The sequence below is a fragment of the Janibacter sp. UYMM211 genome, from assembly GCF_040547045.1.
GTDB lineage: Bacteria > Actinomycetota > Actinomycetes > Actinomycetales > Dermatophilaceae > Marihabitans > Marihabitans melonis.
In genome coordinates, this window is sequence record NZ_JBEPOY010000001.1 from 719502 (window position 1) to 736674 (window position 17173).

Sequence of the window (17173 nt, forward strand, 5' to 3'; positions counted from 1 at the left end):
TTCGTGCCTCAGGTGTCCTAGCATCGAGCGCATGGCCGGGTCTCCGGCCAGTCACCCCCCGGCGCACCCTGCCGGGATCTTGAAAGGAAGGCTCCCATGCTCTGGACCATCATCGTGGCCATCATCGTCGGCGCCATCATCGGTGCCCTCGCACGTCTCGTGCTGCCGGGCCGTCAGTCGATCTCGATGGTCGTCACGATCATCCTCGGCATCCTCGGGTCGCTCATCGGCTCCTGGATCTACGCCTCCCTCGGTGGCGGCGAGACCAATGGCATCGACTGGATCGCCAACGCCATCGGCGTCGTCTGCGCCGCGGCTCTCATCGTCATCTACGGCATGGTCACCGGACGCAAGCAGGTCTGAGCGTCACGAACCTTCGCGAAGGCCCCCGGCTCCCGCCGGGGGCCTTCGTCGTGCCGGGGCTGGGCCGCGCTAGGCCGAGAGGCCGAGACGCGCCATGCGCTGCTGGTGGGCGTCGGTGAGCCGCTGCATGATCGCGCCCATCTCGCCGAGGTCGGCACCGGGCCGCGAGTGGCTCTGGCCGAGGATGAGCTCGACGAGCGCCTCGCGGTGCGCCGCGACGAGCTGGCCCTGCGAGAGCGCCTCACCCATGAGCCGGCGCCCCCACAGCGCGAGCGGCCCGGCGAGGTGGCGGTCGGCCCGGATCTGGGCCCGCACCTCCTCGACGATGACGTCGGTGCGCCCGTCGTCGGCCGAGGCCGCGGCGATGATCGCCCGCGACTCGTCGTCGACGAAGACGGAGATCTCGCGGAAGAAGTCGTCGGCGATCCCGTCGCCGATGTAGGCCTTGACGAGCGCCTCGGCGAGGTTGCGCGGCGCGGTGCGCGCGTGGAAGGAGTCGAAGGCCTCGACGAAGGGGGACATCGCGGCGACGGGGTCGGCGCCGAGGGCGCGGATGTGCCCGACGAGCAGCTCGTGGCTGTGGAACTCGCCGACCGCCATCCCGGCGACCGCGGTCTTGAGGCGCAGGTCGTCGGTGAGCTCGCTGTCGGCGGCCATCCGGGTGAAGCCCGACATCGTGCCGTAGGCGATCGCGCCGAGGAGGTCGACCACCCCTTCGCGCTCTCGCTCGCCGAGGTGCGCTCCGGCGCTCGCGGCGCTCGTCGAGGGGCTGTCGCTCATGAGACTTCAGCGTAGTCGTCGTCTCGGGGGCAGGCGGCTACCATGGGAGGGACCACGGTGCCCGGTCGGCACGCATCTTCTCGCCGGTCCGCGACGGACCGGCAGGCGGCGCCCAGCACGACGCCCCGCCCGCAGACCTCCGATCGGCCCGCCACGACGGCGTGACCCCACGTGCCCGCCGCTGATCGAGAGACCTCTGCACACCACATGAGCGACATCACCGAGCAGACCCCTGCCGCGACCGAGCCCGAGACCCTCCCCACCGTGGAAGAGACGGTCGAGCCGGTGGCGCAGGACGCCCCGCAGCCCACCTTCGCCGACTTCGGCGTCCACCCCGACATCGTCGCGAGCCTTGCCGACGGCGGGATCATCCACCCCTTCCCCATCCAGGCGATGACCCTGCCCGTGGCCCTCGGCGGCCACGACATCATCGGCCAGGCCAAGACGGGCACCGGCAAGACCCTCGGCTTCGGCGTCCCGATCCTCGACGGCATCGACACCGAGACCGACGACACCCGCCCCCAGGCCCTCGCCGTCGCCCCCACCCGTGAGCTCGCCGTCCAGGTCGCCAGCGACCTCGAGAAGGCCGGCAAGCGCCGCGGCATCAAGGTTCTCACCGTCTACGGCGGCCGGGCCTACGAGCCGCAGATCGAGGCGCTGCGCGAGGGCGTGCACGTCGTCGTCGGCACCCCGGGCCGGCTTATCGACCTCGCCCAGCAGAAGCACCTCGACCTCTCCGCCGCACGCACCGTCGTGCTCGACGAGGCCGACGAGATGCTCGACCTCGGCTTCCTGCCCGACGTCGAGAAGATCATGGCGATGACCCCCGCGGGCCGCCACACGATGCTCTTCTCCGCGACGATGCCGGGCGCCATCGTCGCCCTCGCGCGTCGCTACATGAACCAGCCGACCCACATCCGCGCGATGACGGAGGACGGCGAGGACCGCCAGACCGTCAAGGCGATCGAGCAGTTCGTCTACCGCGCCCACGCGATGGACAAGGTCGAGATGCTCGCCCGCGTCCTGCAGGCCAAGGACCGCGGTCTGACGATCATCTTCAGCCGCACCAAGCGCACCGCCGCGAAGGTCGCCGACGAGCTGACCGACCGTGGCTTCGCCGCGGCCTCGATCCACGGCGACCTCGGCCAGGGCGCCCGCGAGCAGGCCCTGCGCGCCTTCCGCAACGGCAAGGTCGACGTCCTCGTCGCGACCGACGTCGCCGCCCGCGGCATCGACGTCAGCAACGTCACCCACGTCGTCAACTACCAGTGCCCCGACGACGAGAAGACCTACGTCCACCGCATCGGTCGCACCGGTCGCGCCGGCAACACCGGCGTCGCCGTGACGCTCGTCGACTGGGACGACATGACGAAGTGGTCGGTCATCAACCGTCAGCTCGACCTCGGCATCCCCGAGCCCGTCGAGACCTACTCCTCCTCGCCGAACCTCTACGAGGACCTCGACATCCCGCAGGGCGCGAAGGGGCGTCTGCCCCGGGCCCAGCGCACCCGCGAGGGCCTGTCGGCCGAGGTCCTCGAGGACCTCGGCGAGACCGGCAAGTCCGGCGGTCGTCGCCCCCAGGGCGGTCGTGACGGCGGTCGCGGTCGCGACGGCGGGCGCGGCCGTGGCGAAGGGGGTCGTGGCGACGGTGGCCGTGGCGATGGCGGTCGTGGTCGTGGCTCCCGCGAGGGCGGGGAGCGCCGCGAGGGCGCCTCGGCGTCCGGTGAGGGCGCCCCGCGCCGCAACCGCAACCGTCGCCGCACCCGCGGCGGGCAGGACGGCCAGACGAGCACGGGCTCGGCCCCGGCCCAGGGCTGAGGACTGCCGCCGGTGCCCTCTGGCCCTCGCGCCCGACGGGCGCTCACCAGTGCTGCGCGACGCGGGTACCGCGTCGCGCAGCGGCTGCGTCCGCGGGCGAGCGCGTCCGACGGCCGCCCGGCCGCGTCGGTGTGCGCCGAGCTCGAGGCGCTGACGCAGGAGGGCCGCGGTGACGCCGCGGTCGCCCTCGTGCGCCGTGAGCTCGACGCGCTGGGCCGCGACGTCGTCTTCCTCGACCTCGCCCGCCGCGCCGCGTCGCGCGCCGGCGAGCCGACGCTCCAGCTCGAGGTCGTCCGCGCACAGCTCGCCGCGACCTCGCGGCTCGAGGCACCGGTCCGGGCGCGCCTCGAGCGCGCCCGCCGGCAGGTCGAGGGCCGGCTGCGCGAGACCGACCCGTCGTGGGCGCCGGGCGTGCCCGCCGAGGTCGTCAGGAGCGCCGTCGAGCTGCTCGACCGCGCCCGCGCCGAGCGGGGCGGGGGTCTCCCCCTTCGCCCGGCTCACCTGCTGAAGATCGCGCTCCCCCAGCGCCAGTCCGGCTACTCCGTGCGCACCCGGTACAACCTCGCGGCCCAGGTCGAGGCCGGGCTTGACCCGGTGGCGGTCACCGCGCTCGACTTCGCCGCCGAGGACGACTCGCCGCAGGACGTCCACGGCGTGCCGCACCACCACCTCCGGCGCGCCCAGGTGCCGGCGCACGAGACCCACGACGAGCACCTCGACGCGTACGCCCGCGCGCTCGCGCCGGTGCTCGCCGGTCTCGCCCCCGACCTGCTCCACGTGCACTCCGGCGGCCGCGGGTACGAGGCCGCACTCGTCGGCGGCGCCGTCGCCCAGGCACTCGGGCTGCCGTGGGTCTACGAGGTGCGCGGCTTCTTCGAGGCGACGTGGAGCCCGGACCCCGAGCACGCCGAGGGGGCCGAGACCTACCGGCGCCGGCGCGCGGCCGACACCCGCGCGATGCTCGCCGCCGATGCCGTCGTCACCCTCTCGGAGTCGATGCGCGGCGACATCGTCGGTCGTGGGGTGCCGGCCGAGCGGGTGCACGTCGTGCCCAACGGCGTCGACGCGCAGGCCTTCTCGCCGCGCGAGCGGAGCCCCGAGCTCGTGCAGCGCTACGGGCTCGAGGGCCGCTTCGTCTTCGGCTACGTCTCCAACCTCGACCACTACCGCGAGGCGCAGGAGCTGCTCGTCGACGCCGCGATGGCGCTGCGGGCGAAGGGGGTCGACGCCACCGCCCTCGTCGTCGGCGACGGGCAACGACGGGCCGAGGTCGAGGCGCACGCCGCGGCCGTCGGCGCGGGCGACGCCGTCGTCTTCACCGGGCGGGTCCCGCACGACGAGGTCCTCGACCACTACGCGCTCATGGACGTCTTCGTCGTCCCGCGCGTCGACGAGCAGGCCGCCCGGCTCGTCACCCCGCTCAAGCCCTTCGAGGCGATGGCGGCGGGCCTGCCCGTCGTCGTCTCCGACCTGCCCGCGCTCACGGAGATCACCGGGGCGGGTGCGCGCGGCGAGTCCTTCCCCGCCGGCGACGGCACCGCGCTCGCCGACGTCCTCGCCCGGCTGCACGCCGACCCGGCGCGGCGGGCCGAGCTCGCCGCAGCCGGTCGCGAGTGGGTGAGCACGCAGCGCTCGTGGAGCGCCAACGGCCCCCGCTACCAGGCCGTCTACGACGCCGTCCTGCGCAACCGCTGACCCCGCCGCTCCCCCTTCGCCCCGGGCTACGAAACCCTGCTGGCTGCCCTTCGACGAGCCGGGACCCTTTCGAAAGGGTCCTGACTGATCAAGAGGCAGCCAGCAGGGTCTTGTACGTCAGGGGGTCTTGTCGAACACCGGGTCGCAGTCGACGTCCTTCGCCGAACCGACGTAGGCGCACACCGTGTGCCGCAGCTCGAAGGTCTGGACGTGCTCTTCGCCGTCGACCTCGTACGTCACGTGCATGGCCCGCAGCCGCGACGGCCCCGCCCGATCCACCGTGAGGCCGAGGACCGGGGTCCACCCGACCTCACCTCGGGGCAGCGGGCCGGCGGGCAGGCCCGAGTGGTAGTGCTCACGAGTCCCCTTGATCTCCTCGAAGAAGGACTCGGGCGGGAAGTCGGTCGTCACCATCCCTCGCATCGGGCTGCGGGTGTCGATCCACCCGACCCCGAGCAAGGTCATGCTCTCGTCGGCATCCACGGTCACGTCGGTCACGGTGACGGGTCCCCGGTCGGGGTCGGCGACGAGGTCACTCAGGGACCAGGACATCGGGACACCTGCCTCGGCGGTGACCGAGACCCAGTTCTCGCTGTCACCGGACCCCATCGACAGGGCGTCGGCAGGCTCCTCACGCCACCACGCGGTCGACCACCAGCCCAGACCGGCGACGAGCACGAGGGCGACGACGGCCAGGGCCGCGACGACGGGACGCTTCATGCCCGGACGCTAGCGGCACGAGAGACCCGTCGCAGCCCGTCGGCGCAGACGCGCCGTCAGACGTCGACGTGCTCACGCGGGTCGCCGTAGAAGGCGACGCGCCCCGAGGCGTTCATGAAGCGCGCGTCCTCGATCGTCCACGTGTGCGCGTGCCGGTCGGTCCCCCGGATCGACACGTAGCCGAAGCGGTCGGAGGAGTACGTGCGCATCCCCGCCGCCTGCACCCGGTCGAGCAGGTCGGTGTCGACGGCCCTCGGCAGGTCGGAGAAGCGCAGCCGCCGCATGACCTCGCCCTCGACGAGGATCGAGCCGCCCTGGACGAGCCGCGTGTACCGGTGCTCGTCCTTGGGGAAGCGCAGGACGACCGCGCCGGTGCTGCGCAGCCACGTGTAGTGGCACCACTTGCCGACGACCTGCGCGCCGGAGACGGCGAAGGCGTCGACGAGGTCGGTGAGGTAGTGCCGCCCGTAGTAGTTGTCGTCGTCGACCTTCGCGACGTAGCGCCCGTCCGCGGCGTCGACGCCGAGGTTGAGGCAGGCCCCGAGCGTGAGGTCGGAGCGGGCCTGGCGCACGACGACGTCCTCGATCCCGCGGTCGCGCATCATCGCCTCGACCTCGGCGGGACGGTCGTCGAGACCGTGCAGCACGAGGACGAGCTGGACGTTGCCGTGCTGGGTCTCCACCTGCCGGGCGATGTTGTCGGCGACGGTCGTCAGCTCGTGCGACCTGTTCGTCGACACGACGGCGCTCACCCCGCGGTCGCCGCACACGCCGAGCGGGGTGCGCCGGGGCGGGTCGACGAGACCGGCGAGCCGGGAGATCGAGCTCACCCGGTCGGCGAAGGTGTGCCCGGCGCGGGCTGCGCGACCGGCGACGAGACCGGCCCGGTCGACGAGCTCGTCCTGCCACAGCGCGGCGACGACCTGCTGACGCATCGCGTCGTCGCCCTCGGCGACCGCGACCCCTTCGGCGATGTCGGCGGGCAGCCGGTCGGCGGCCTCGGGGGTGGCGAGGACGGGCGTGCCGGAGGCTGCGGCCTCGACGACCTGCCACCCCACCTTCGGCCGGTCGGCGACGACGGCGAGCGACCGGTAGTGGGCGAGCATCGGCCGGTCGCCGTCGGGTGCGGAGGCCGAGCCCTGGGCGCCGAGGACGTCGAGACGGGTGGGCTGCGCCGGCGCGAGCCGCGTCACGTCGTAACCGGGGTCCCCGGTGATCGCGACGGCCTGCTCGCGCCGGCGGGCGGGCCCGGTGCGGGCGGGCGAGTGGACGAAGGGGTCGGCAGCCGGCCCGAGATGGGTGACCTCGCCGCCGAGCTCGGCGGCGTAGGCGGCGACGGCCTCGGCGTCGTCGACGGCCACGCGCAGCCGCGGGTCCGCCTCTCGAAGTCGCTGCAGCGCACGGGAGCCCGCGATCTCGGCCTGGCTGCCCGTCACCCACGCCACGACGGGGATCCCGCAGCCGTGCGCGGCGGCGGCGAGCCGGACCTGGTCCTCGAGCGGCGCCTGCGCCGCGACCTCGCTGCTCGCGTCGACCTCGAGGAGCACGACGTCAGCCCCGACGACCTCGTCCTGCAGCCGCAGCAGGGGCGCGAGCCCGCGACGGACCCGCTCCCCGGCGTGGACGACGGCCCGCGGTGCGCTGGCGCGCGGTGCCGGCACCTCCTCGTCGAGGGGTGCCGCGACGAGCGCGTGACGGGCGCGGGCCGCGCGGGCCGCGCGCTGGTCGGCCGTCGCGTCACCGACGAGGCGTCGTGCCCGCTGCACGGGTCGCCGCAGGCTCGTCGACAGGTCCTTGGCCATCATGCTCCTCGCACGCGTGAGTGCCGCCCGGTCCCGGGCAGGCGGTGGTCACAGGATGTCAGGTGCGCGGGCGCACCTGGACCGCGACCTCGTCGCGGGCGGCGGCGGCCGGCACCCACCGCGGGGCGGGCACCCCCCACGTCGCGAGCTCGTCCTCGACGGCGGCCCGGGTCCACGCCAGGGTCACCCGGTGCGTGTGCGCGCCGTCGGGCTCGCCGACGAGCACCGCCTCGGCGCTGACGAGCGGTGCCGGGCGTCCCGCGACGGCGACCTCGGGCGTGCGCACCCACACGACGACGGCCTCGACGGCCTCCTCGGGGTGCACCTGGGTGACCGTCCCGGCGTCGACGAGACGCCGCACCGCGGCCTGCAGGCCCTTGCGGTACAGGCGCATCCTCGCGGGGTTCTCCCGGTGCAGGAGCGCGACGGTCAGACCGCCGGCGGCGAGCGCCTCGAGGTCTGCGGCGAGCGACGCCGGGTCGACCATCGTGTCGGCCGCGTCGTCGACGACGAGGACGTCGACGCGAGGGTGCGGTGCGTCGCTCGTCCACGCGCGCGGGGCGGCGAAGGGGGCCCGCTCACCCAGGGTGACGGGCTCCCCCTTCGGCAGGGTGCGGTGCCACGCCTTGTAGGCGGAGCGGTAGGCCAGGCGGCCGCCGACGCCCCACCCGACGCCGAAGTCGGCGCGCGACAGAGACCCGGGCCGCAGCCGCGTGAGCTGCAGCGCCGGCTCGACCGTCGGGGGCTCGACCCCGGTGACCGCGACGACCCGCGCGTCGTACTCGCTGTCCGCGCTCTTGCGGACCTCGTCGAAGGGGCCGACGAGGGTCAGGGTCGAGCGGCGCAGCATCGGGCCGGCGGCGTTGTGCCGGACGGCGGGGTAGCCGGGCCAGGCGAGGTGGAGCCGGTCGTCGCCGCGCAGGGCGAGCGAGCGGGTCATCGGCAGGTCGGGGTCGGCGAGGAGCGGCAGCAGCGCGCGCTCGACCCGCTCGGGGTGGATCCAGTCGTCGGCGTCGAGGAAGGCGACGTACTCCCCCGTCGACGCCGCGACGCCGTGGTTGCGTGCGCGGTAGGCGCCGCCGTTGCTCTCCCGGGTGACGACCCGGGCCCGCGGGTGCAGCGCCGCCGCCCGCGCGATCGTCTCGGCGTGCTCGGGGCCCGAGGCGTCGTCGACGACGACGACCTCGACCTGCGGCCAGGTCTGGTCGAGCAGGGCGCGCATCGCGGTCGTCAGCCACGGGCCGGGGCGGTAGGCGGTGACGACGACGCTGACGAGCGGGAGGTCGGCGGGGTCGCCACCGGCCTCGCGGACCCGCGCGGGCAGACCCTCGCGCAGCACGGCGAGCTCGGCCGGGTCGGGGCCGACCCGGTCCAGCACGGGCAGCTCCTCGAAGGCGGCGACCGCCTCTGCGCCGACGACGTCGGCGAGCTCGTCGTCGGTGAGCAGCCGCGGCACGAGCATCCCCGCCTCGCGCCACCGGCGGGTGACGCCGGACCACCAGGTCGCCTCGTCGCCCCCCAGGTCGGGGTGCGCGAGATCGGTCTCGAGGTCGGCCCGCTCGTCGGCGGAGAGGGTCGTGAGCAGGGCGAGCTCGCGGCGCAGCCGCTGCTCGCCCGGCCCGACGACGACGAGCGGCCCCGGCTCGGCCGCGCCGCGCATCCCGCGCAGGAGCGCGTGGGCGTAGAGCAGGGCCTGGCGCCCGGTGAGCTGGTCGGCCGCGCCGTCGGCGACGAGCCGCGAGACGACGTCGACGCCTGCCCGGACGTCCTGCCCGTCGTCGCCGACGAGGAGCAGCTCGGCGTGCCCGGCGCGCCAGCTCGGCGACCCGGTGCGCTCGGCGAGGAGCCCGGCGACGTCGCGCAGCAGCGCCCCCTTCGTCCGCAGACCCGTCGCGACGACGTCGTCGACCCCGATCTGCTCGCCCGCCCGGGCGTACGCGGCGAGCAGCGGGTCGACGTCGCCGAGACGCGTCGGGCGCAGCCGTGCCCGCAGCGGCTGGAGCACCCGCCGACGCGCGGCGGGGTCGCCGCTGACGACGGCTCGGACCCCTCCCGCGGCGAGGGTGCGAGCGCGCTGCAGGCTGGCCACGCTCAGGCCGGGGTGATGGTGGAGGTGTCGATGACCGCGCGGTAGCGCACGTCGCCGGCGACGACGCGCTCGTAGGCGGCGTCGACCGCCGTCGTGTCCGTGGCGTCGACGTGCTCGACCGTGGCGGCGATGCCGTGCTCGGCGCAGAAGTCGAGCATCTCCTGGGTGTCGGGGATCCCACCGATGTTCGACCCGGCGATCGCCTTGTTGCCGACGATGAGCGAGCCGGGCGCGACGACGAGGTCGCCCGGGGGCAGCCCGACGTTGACGAGCGCGCCCTGGGGACGCAGCAGGCGCACGTAGTCCTTCATGTCGAGGTCGGCGCTGACGGTGTTGATGATGAGGTCGAAGGAGCCCTTGGCCGCGCGGAGCGCACCCTCGTCCTTCGTCGCGATGTGCGTGCTCGCCCCGAGGTCCTTCGCGTCCTGCGCCTTGGCGTCCGAGCGGCTGATCGTCGTCACCTCGGCACCCATCGCGGCGGCGATCTTCACCGCCATGTGCCCCAGGCCGCCGACGCCGACGACGGCGACCCGACGACCCGGCCCGGCCCCCCAGCGCTTGAGCGGGACGTAGGTGGTGATCCCGGCGCACAGCAGCGGGGCGGCGACGTCGAGCTCGATCGCGTCGGGGACCCGCACGACCATGCTCTCGCTGACGACGACCTGCCGGGCGTAGCCGCCCTGCGTGATCTCGCCGTGGTAGTCCTTCGCGTTGTACGTGCCGACGGCACCGCGCTCGCAGAACTGCTCGTCGCCGTTCTTGCACTGCTCGCACTCGTGGCAGGCGTCGACGAGGCACCCGACACCCACGCGGTCGCCGACCGCGTACCGGGTGACGGCGGCACCGACCGCCGCGACGGTGCCGGCGATCTCGTGGCCGGGGGTCATCGGGTAGTGCGCGGGGCCCCACTCGTCCCGCACGGTGTGGATGTCGGAGTGGCAGATGCCGGCCCACGCGATGTCGATGAGGACGTCGTCGTCGCGCAGCGCGCGACGCTGCAGACGCACCGCCTCGAAGGGGGCCCCGGCGGACGGGGTGGACAGCGCCGCCGTCTCGAAGGGGGTGCTGCCGTCGCGCTGGTCGGTGGTGGCCGAGCTGCTCACATGTGCCTCCTGGTCTCGCTCGCGGGGAGGGCTCCCCGCATCACGTCATCGTGACACGGCGCGGGCTGTGCCAGGGTGTGCGGGGTGAGCAGGTGGGGACGGGCAGCAGCGGTCGTGGCGCTCTCGACGGGAGCGCTCGGGCTCTCGGGGTGCGGCGACAGCGCTCCCGAGCGCGCGGCCCAGCTCGAGAGCGACCTCCAGGGGGTCCAGGGGGTCGCCTCGGTGGAGACGTCGACACCGAGCACCGGCCTCAGTCGCGCCGTCGAGGCGGAGGTGACCCTGTCCGGCGATCTCGACCGCGCCGCCTACGAGCGGGTCGCGCAGGCCTACCAGGACTTCCGCGACGACGACAGCAAGGGGATCTTCGGCAGCGAGGCCCAGGTGAGCGTCATCAGCGGCGAGGACAGCGCCCAGGTGCCCCGCGAGTCGGACGACCTGCCCCGCGCCGCCGGCTACGTCGAGCGGCTGTCGGGCGAAGGGGACCCGGTCACCGGCTTCGAGTTGCTGTGGTCGACGCGGCCCCGGATGAGCGTCATGACCGACGACCCGATGGCGACGATGCGCTCGCTGGCCACCGGCGACCGGGCCCTGCAGGGCGGCGGCGACCACCCGGTGCGCCTCACGACGACGACCAGCGGCACCGACGGCGACCTCGATCTCGAGGTCGAGCTCGGCACCCCGGGCATCGGCGGCCTGCTCGACGAGGTCGAGCAGGCTCGGGGCGCCCTGGAGAGCAGCGACCTCAGCCCCGTGCTCCGGCTGCGCGACGACGCGCTGACCGTCGAGATCGGTGGGGGCGGCACCTCCGGCGGCGTCACGCCGCAGCGGGTGCTCGACACCCACGACGACGTCGCGCGGGCGGTCTGCCCCGACGTCACGCTGACGACCACGAGCGGCGCCTCCCGGATCTTCGGCTGCGTGGACACCCAGCCCATGCACACCGCGCTCGACGGGCTCGGCGACGTGGAGCCGACCAGCCTGCGCAACCGGGACCGCGACCGCGACCGGCTCACCATCGCGCTGGGCTCGCCGGACGACCTCGCGAGCGCGGCCACCGCCGACCTCGGTGACGGCGACGTCGTGCTGTCCTCGGGCACCGGCACCAACGGCACCGTGAGCATCGGGGGCACGGCGTCGCAGCGCTCCAGGCTCGCGCCGCTCGCCCTCGCCGCGCACGCCCCGGGCCTGCACGTCACGGCCGGCAGCGCGTCGGAGCACGACGGCGTCGACCTCGCGATCCGCGGGCGCCTGGGCAACCCGCAGACCACCTTCCGCGCGATGCGCGACGCCGGGTGGGAGGGCGATGTCGTCCTGGGCTACCGGTCCTTCGGCCGCGACCGCTCCGAGCTGCGCTGGCGCAGCAGCGCGACCGGCCCGGCCGTCGACATCGGCCCGCTCGACGGGGACGCCGACGGCAAGCGGATCTCCGACCAGTCCCAGCGCATCATCGACGCCTGGGACGCCAGCGCCGGCTGACGCCATCCCGCCCGAGATCTTGGCACCCGCGCTGGTTGCAACCCGAGCGCGTGCCGGCTTCCCGGGAGGAGGACCCGAGATGATGGCACCCGCGCTGGTTGCAACCCGGGCGCGTGCCGGCTTCTCGAGGGGGTCTAGAGGCGGGGCAGGAGCGACGCGGCGACGTCGCGGTAGGCCTGGGCGCCCTTGCTCGTGCGGGCCGTGTCGAGGACCGAGCGACCGATCGCAGGGGCCTCGGCGAAGCGCACGGTGCGCGGGATCGGCGGGCTGAGCACGGGCAGGCCGTAGCGCTCCCCGAGGTCGGCGAGCACCTCGCGGGCGTGGTTGGACCGGCCGTCGTACATCGTCGGCAGGATGCCGATGACCTCGAGCTTCTTGTTGAGCAGGCGGCGCACGTCGCGCACCGTGTCGAGCAGCTGGCCCACCCCGCGGTGGCTGAGCATCTCGGCCTGCATCGGGATGATGAGCCCGGTGCTCGCGGTGAGCGCGGCGAGGGTGAGCACGCCCAGGCTCGGGCTGCAGTCGAGCAGGACGACGTCGTAGTCGGCGCGCACCTCGTCGATGACGGAGGAGAGGACGAACTCACGGCCGGGCTTGGTGAGCAGCTGCGCCTCGGCCCCGGCGAGGTCGATCGAGGCGGGCAGCAGGTCGATGCCCTCGCCGGCCTCGACGAGCGCGTCACCGATCTCGGCCTGGCCGAGGACGACCTCGTGGGTCGAGAGCTCGACGACGTCGGGGTCGATGCCGAGGCTGAAGGTCAGGCTCGCCTGGGGGTCGAGGTCGATCAGCAGCACCCGCTTGCCGTGCTCGGCGAAGGCTGCGGCGAGGGAGGCGACGGTGGTGGTCTTCGCGACGCCGCCCTTCTGGTTGGCGACAGCGATGATCGCGGCCTTCTTCTTGCGTGGCACGGGCTTCCTCCGGGTGCGGGCTCGGTCGGGGGACCGCGGCCATCGTCTCAGGCCGGGGTGCCGATCGGGGTCAGGCCCGCAGGACCGCGACGGGGCTGCTGGCGAGAGCCTCGACACGTGCGAGCGACTCGGCGGAGGTCGTGTGCTCGGCGAGCCGGTTGGGCTTGCCGTCGCCGTGGAAGTCGCTGCTGCCCGTAGGGACGAGGTCGAGCTCGACGGCGAGGTCGGCGGCCAGGGCCCGCCCCGCGTCGTCGTGGTCGCGGTGCATGACCTCGATGCCGCTCAGCCCGCCGGCGGCGAGCTCGCGGACGTCGTCGGCCCCGATGACGCTGCCGCGGGTGATCGAGAAGGGGTGGGCGAGCACCGGCACCCCGCCCGCCTCGCGCACGAGCCGCACCGCGTCGGCGGTCTCGAGCGAGAAGTGGCGCACGTAGTACGGGCTGCCGTTGTACAGCCAGCGCCCGAAGGCCGCGCTGCGGTCGGGCACGACCCCCTTCGCCACGAGGACGTCGGCGATGTGCGGGCGACCGGGCGTCGTGCCCGGCACGAGGAGGGCGTCGACCTCGGGCCAGCTGATGTCGATGCCGTCGGAGGCCATGAGCTCGACCATCTCGCGCAGCCGCGGCAGCCGGTCGTCGACGACCCGCTCCATCGCGGCCCGCAGCTCGGGGTGGTCGCGGTCGAAGAGGTAGGCGAGCAGGTGCACGCTGCGACCGCCGTGCTTCGTCGACAGCTCGGCGCCGCGGACGAGTCCCACGCCGTGCTGCGCGGCCGCGTCGGCCGCCTCGTCCCACCCGGCCGTCGTGTCGTGGTCGGTGAGGGCGATGACGTCGAGCCCGCCCTCGGCGGCCTGGGCGACGAGCGACGTCGGGGAGTCCGTGCCGTCGCTGACCAGGCTGTGGGTGTGCAGGTCGATCACGGCGCCAGCCTACGTGCTGGCCCCGACAGCGCGGTCAGCTGAAGACGACCGTCCGCTCGCCGTGGAGCAGCACCCGCGACTCGGCGTGCCAGCCGACGGCACGGGCGAGGACCCGCGCCTCGACGTCACGCCCGGCGGTGACGAGCGCGTCCGGCGCGAGGCGGTGGTCGACCCGCGCGACGTCCTGCTCGATGATCGGCCCCTCGTCGAGCTCGGGGGTGACGTAGTGCGCCGTCGCGCCGATGAGCTTGACCCCGCGCCGGTGCGCCTGGTGGTAGGGCTTGGCGCCCTTGAAGGACGGCAGGAAGGAGTGGTGGATGTTGATGACCTGCCCGGCCATCCGCCGCGCCAGCCCGTCCGAGAGCACCTGCATGTAGCGGGCGAGCACGACGAGCTCGACGTCGTGCTCGTCGACGATCTCGAGCAGCCGCGCCTCGGCCTCGGGCTTGGTCTGCGCGGTCACCGGCACGTGGTGGAAGGGGATGCCGTAGCTCGCGGCCAGCCCCTCGAGGTCGCGGTGGTTGGAGACGATGGCGGGGATCTCGACCTGCAGCGACCCGGTGCTCTGGCGGAAGAGCAGGTCGTTGAGGCAGTGACCGAAGCGGCTCACCATGACGAGGGTGCGCAGCGGCCGGCGGGCGTCGTGCATCTGCCACGTCATCGCGTGGCGCTCGGCGACCTGCGCGAAGTCCTCGCGCAGCTGCTCCAGGCCCACTCCCCCTTCGTCCGCGAAGTCGACGCGCATGAAGAAGTCACCGGTGAGGGTGTCGCCGTACTGCTGGCTCTCGGTGATGTTGCCGCCGCGCTCGAAGACGAACCCGGAGACGGCGGCGACGAGACCGGGGCGGTCGGCGCAGGCCAGGGCGAGGACGACGTCGGTCGTCGGGGCGGGCGAAGGGGTGGCCGGTGCGGTCACGGATGGGTCTCCTCGGGCGGGTGGTCGGGCCATTGTGCGGGCCGACACGGCAGGATGCCACGGCATCTCAACCTTCTGGCCGGTCGCCACGTCGTAGAGGTGAGCAGGCCCGACCGGGCCGAGGACGAAGGGGTGAGCGCATGGGCATCCGAGCCGCAGGCGCCGTGGAGGCAGAGTTCGCGGACTTCGTCCGCGAGGCGTCGCCCCGGCTGCTGCGCACCGCGTACTGGGTGTGCGGCGACGCGCACCAGGCCCAGGACCTCGTGCAGTCGGCGCTGGAGAAGGTGTACCTGCGCTGGTCGCGGCTGCGAGGTGGCGACCCCGTCGCCTACGCCCGGCGCTGCCTGGTCAACGAGCACACCGACACGTGGCGGCGCCGCCGCCGCGAGGCGCTCACCGAGGTGCCGGCCGAGCGGCCGGTCACCGACGCGGAGCCCGAGGACACCCGGGCGCTGCACCGCATGCTCGCCACGCTCGCGCCGCGCGAGCGCCAGGCCGTCGTCCTACGTCACTACGTCGGTCTCAGCGAGGCGGAGACGGCGCAGACGCTCGGCTGCTCGGTGGGCACCGTGAAGAGCAGCTGCTCGCGCGGCCTGGCCAGGTTGCGCGAGCAGATGACGCAGGAGGAGGGGACCAGCCGTGCGCAGTGACATCGACACCCGAGGACCCGGTGGGGGCGACTTCGGGGAGGGCGACCTCGAGGCGCTCTTCCACACGGCACCCGTGCCCGACATGGGGATCGACACCGCGACCGTCATCGGCGGCGCCCGCCGCACCCGCACCCGGCGCCGCGTGGCCGCCGTCTCCGGCGTCACCGCGGCCGCGCTCGTCGTGGGCGGGGTCTGGCTCGGGCTGCCCGGCAGCCGCGACCGCGCGAGCACCGACCCCGCCGCCCCGACGTCGACGAGCGCGGCGACGGCACTCGTCCGCACGACGCTGGAGGTGGCAGACATGTACCTCGTGGGGTCCCGAGTCCCCGGCGTCACCTACGACCTCCGGCTCGACCCCGGTGCGGGAGCCGACGGCTCGGACCGGGTCTCCGTGACCGGCGGCGGCCACCGCACGCAGGTCGACCTGCGGACCGACGAGGTCGTCGGCACCGCCGGCGTGACGCGGCGTCTGGGCCCACGGGACTACGTCGTCGTCGCGAGCACCTCGGTGGACGGCGTGATCATCCAGCGACGGGCCGACGACGACCTCGAGGGTGGCTCGACGACCGGCCGGGCCGAGCTGGGCGGCAGCGGTCTGCGGGTCTTCGCCGTCCGCTTCGACCGCACGGTCCGGGCCGCCGACGTCGTCGGCACTCTCTCCTACGACAACTCGTCCCGTCGCGTGCTCTCGGCCCTCCCCGACGGCCGGCCCGGCCCGGCGCAGTCGGCGCCGGTCCCCGGTCACGACGCCGTGCTCTACGTCGACGAGGCCCTCGGGGTCATCGGGGTCGAGGGAGGGGTCGGGGGCGTCAGCGCGCCGCTGACGGGGACCGACCTCGTCGCGCTGTCCTGGGGCGACGACACGGCGATCCGCGCCGCCGGCGTCTTCCCCGAGGGCGCCGACGCGGTGTCTGCGACGGCACGGTGGAGCGCTCCTGGCGGGTCGGGCGGCGAGGCCGACGCCGTCCTCGTCACCCTGTCGGGCGGCCGCCGGGCATGGTTCGCCGAGCTGCCGTCGCCCGACCTCGACCGTCGCGCCACCGCCTCCCTCAGGTGGACCGACGCCGACGGCGTCGTCCACGGAGGAGGCGGCGACCAGCGTCGCTGACCCTCACCCCAGCCCGGGCCACCGGGGTGCGCGCTTCTCGGCGAAGGCGCGCACCCCTTCGGCCCGGTCGGCGCTGAAGGCGGTGTCGTGCCAGCGCGCGTCCTCGACGTCGAGGCCTTCGTCGAGAGGCAGGTCGAGCCCGACGCGCATCGCGGCCTTGGCGTTGCGGACCCCGATCGGCGAGTGCCGGGCGATGCCCGCGGCGAGCTCGAGGGCCCCGTCGCGCGCGTCCTGCACGACCCGGTCGGCGAGCCCGATCCGGTAGGCCTCCTGCGCGTCGAGCCGGCGGGCGGTGAAGACGACGTCGGCGGCCCGCGACCAGCCCACCCGGCGGGCGAGCAGCTGGGTGCCACCGGCACCGGGGATCACCCCCACGGAGACCTCCGGCAGCGCGAAGACCGCCCCCTCCCCCGCGACGATGAGGTCGCAGGTGAGCGCCAGCTCGCAGCCCCCGCCCATCGCGAAGCCGCCGACGGCCGCGACCGTGGGCACGGGCAGGTCGAGCAGTGCCCGGTAGGCCACCCGGTTGCCGGGCCGCTGGGCCCGCAGCTCGTCGTCGCTCAGGCCGTTGCGCTCCTTGAGGTCGGCGCCGACGCAGAAGGCCTTCGGGTGGCTCGAGGACAGGACGACCGTGCGCACCGAGGTGTCCTCGCGCAGCTCCTCCCCGGCCTCGCGCAGAGCGGTGGCCATAGCCGTCGAGACGGCGTTCATCGCCTCCGGCCGGTCCAGGACCACCTCGACCACGCCGTCGTCGTGGCGCTCGAGTCGGATGAGGGGCGTCGCAGCACTCGTCATAGGGCACTTCTAGCAGGTCCGGGCCGACCGC

General features: G+C 74.4%; 15 protein-coding genes. 6 read left to right on the plus strand and 9 right to left on the minus strand.

The features are described 5' to 3' along the window. Positions 1 to 96: 96 nt before the first annotated feature. Positions 97 to 363 (plus strand): GlsB/YeaQ/YmgE family stress response membrane protein, encoded by a 267-nt coding sequence (locus tag ABIB53_RS03210; RefSeq protein ID WP_123092137.1) that lies wholly within the window; start codon positions 97 to 99, stop codon positions 361 to 363. A gap of 69 nt (positions 364 to 432) precedes the next feature. On the opposite strand, the gene ABIB53_RS03215 is transcribed toward ABIB53_RS03210, so the two are convergent. Then, positions 433 to 1143, minus strand: a complete 711-nt coding sequence (locus ABIB53_RS03215; RefSeq protein ID WP_201467515.1) for a ferritin-like fold-containing protein — start codon at positions 1141 to 1143, stop codon at positions 433 to 435. Between the two features lie 207 nt (positions 1144 to 1350). On the opposite strand from ABIB53_RS03215, the gene ABIB53_RS03220 reads away from it, so the two are divergent. Beyond that, complete coding sequence (locus ABIB53_RS03220) at positions 1351 to 2961, plus strand: DEAD/DEAH box helicase (RefSeq protein ID WP_354587101.1); 1611 nt, start codon at positions 1351 to 1353, stop codon at positions 2959 to 2961. Between the two features lie 12 nt (positions 2962 to 2973). Continuing rightward, a complete protein-coding gene (locus ABIB53_RS03225) occupies positions 2974 to 4656 on the plus strand; it encodes a glycosyltransferase family 4 protein (RefSeq protein WP_354587102.1) in 1683 nt (560 codons plus the stop codon). Between the two features lie 117 nt (positions 4657 to 4773). Here the strand turns inward: ABIB53_RS03225 and ABIB53_RS03230 are convergent, their stop codons facing one another. Genes ABIB53_RS03230 through ABIB53_RS03245 form a run of 4 tightly spaced genes read right to left on the minus strand, consistent with a single transcriptional unit; the run spans position 4774 to position 10370 of the window. After that, positions 4774 to 5376 (minus strand): hypothetical protein, encoded by a 603-nt coding sequence (locus ABIB53_RS03230; RefSeq protein ID WP_354587103.1) that lies wholly within the window; start codon positions 5374 to 5376, stop codon positions 4774 to 4776. 56 nt (positions 5377 to 5432) lie between these two features. Further along, a complete protein-coding gene (locus ABIB53_RS03235; RefSeq protein ID WP_354587104.1) occupies positions 5433 to 7178 on the minus strand; it encodes a glycosyltransferase in 1746 nt (581 codons plus the stop codon). Between the two features lie 58 nt (positions 7179 to 7236). Further along, a complete protein-coding gene (locus tag ABIB53_RS03240; RefSeq protein WP_354587105.1) occupies positions 7237 to 9267 on the minus strand; it encodes a glycosyltransferase in 2031 nt (676 codons plus the stop codon). Positions 9268 to 9269: 2 nt separating this feature from the next. Then, entirely contained in the window at positions 9270 to 10370 is a 1101-nt protein-coding gene (locus ABIB53_RS03245) for an NAD(P)-dependent alcohol dehydrogenase (RefSeq protein ID WP_502914621.1), read from the minus strand. An 84-nt stretch (positions 10371 to 10454) separates the two neighbouring features. Between ABIB53_RS03245 and ABIB53_RS03250 the strand changes: the two genes are divergently transcribed. Then, a complete protein-coding gene (locus tag ABIB53_RS03250) occupies positions 10455 to 11846 on the plus strand; it encodes a hypothetical protein (RefSeq protein ID WP_354587106.1) in 1392 nt (463 codons plus the stop codon). 134 nt (positions 11847 to 11980) lie between these two features. Here ABIB53_RS03250 and ABIB53_RS03255 read toward each other — a convergent pair whose 3' ends face one another. The 3 genes from ABIB53_RS03255 to purU form a co-directional block, all read right to left on the minus strand. Beyond that, entirely contained in the window at positions 11981 to 12754 is a 774-nt protein-coding gene (locus tag ABIB53_RS03255; protein WP_068277444.1) for a ParA family protein, read from the minus strand. Between the two features lie 70 nt (positions 12755 to 12824). Then, entirely contained in the window at positions 12825 to 13673 is an 849-nt protein-coding gene (locus ABIB53_RS03260; RefSeq protein WP_354587107.1) for a PHP domain-containing protein, read from the minus strand. Positions 13674 to 13707: 34 nt separating this feature from the next. After that, on the minus strand, positions 13708 to 14589 hold the full coding sequence (purU, locus tag ABIB53_RS03265) for a formyltetrahydrofolate deformylase (protein WP_224766846.1): 882 nt from the start codon (positions 14587 to 14589) through the stop codon (positions 13708 to 13710). A 140-nt stretch (positions 14590 to 14729) separates the two neighbouring features. Here purU and ABIB53_RS03270 point away from each other — a divergent pair, with 140 nt between their 5' ends. Next, a complete protein-coding gene (locus tag ABIB53_RS03270) occupies positions 14730 to 15239 on the plus strand; it encodes a SigE family RNA polymerase sigma factor (RefSeq protein ID WP_354587108.1) in 510 nt (169 codons plus the stop codon). Beyond that, on the plus strand, positions 15229 to 16347 hold the full coding sequence (locus ABIB53_RS03275) for a hypothetical protein (protein WP_354587109.1): 1119 nt from the start codon (positions 15229 to 15231) through the stop codon (positions 16345 to 16347). Before ABIB53_RS03270 ends, ABIB53_RS03275 begins: the two co-directional genes overlap by 11 nt. 3 nt (positions 16348 to 16350) lie before the next feature. Here the strand turns inward: ABIB53_RS03275 and ABIB53_RS03280 are convergent, their stop codons facing one another. Next, positions 16351 to 17142, minus strand: coding sequence for an enoyl-CoA hydratase/isomerase family protein (locus ABIB53_RS03280; RefSeq protein WP_354587110.1), 792 nt, complete (start codon positions 17140 to 17142; stop codon positions 16351 to 16353). Positions 17143 to 17173: the final 31 nt, after the last annotated feature.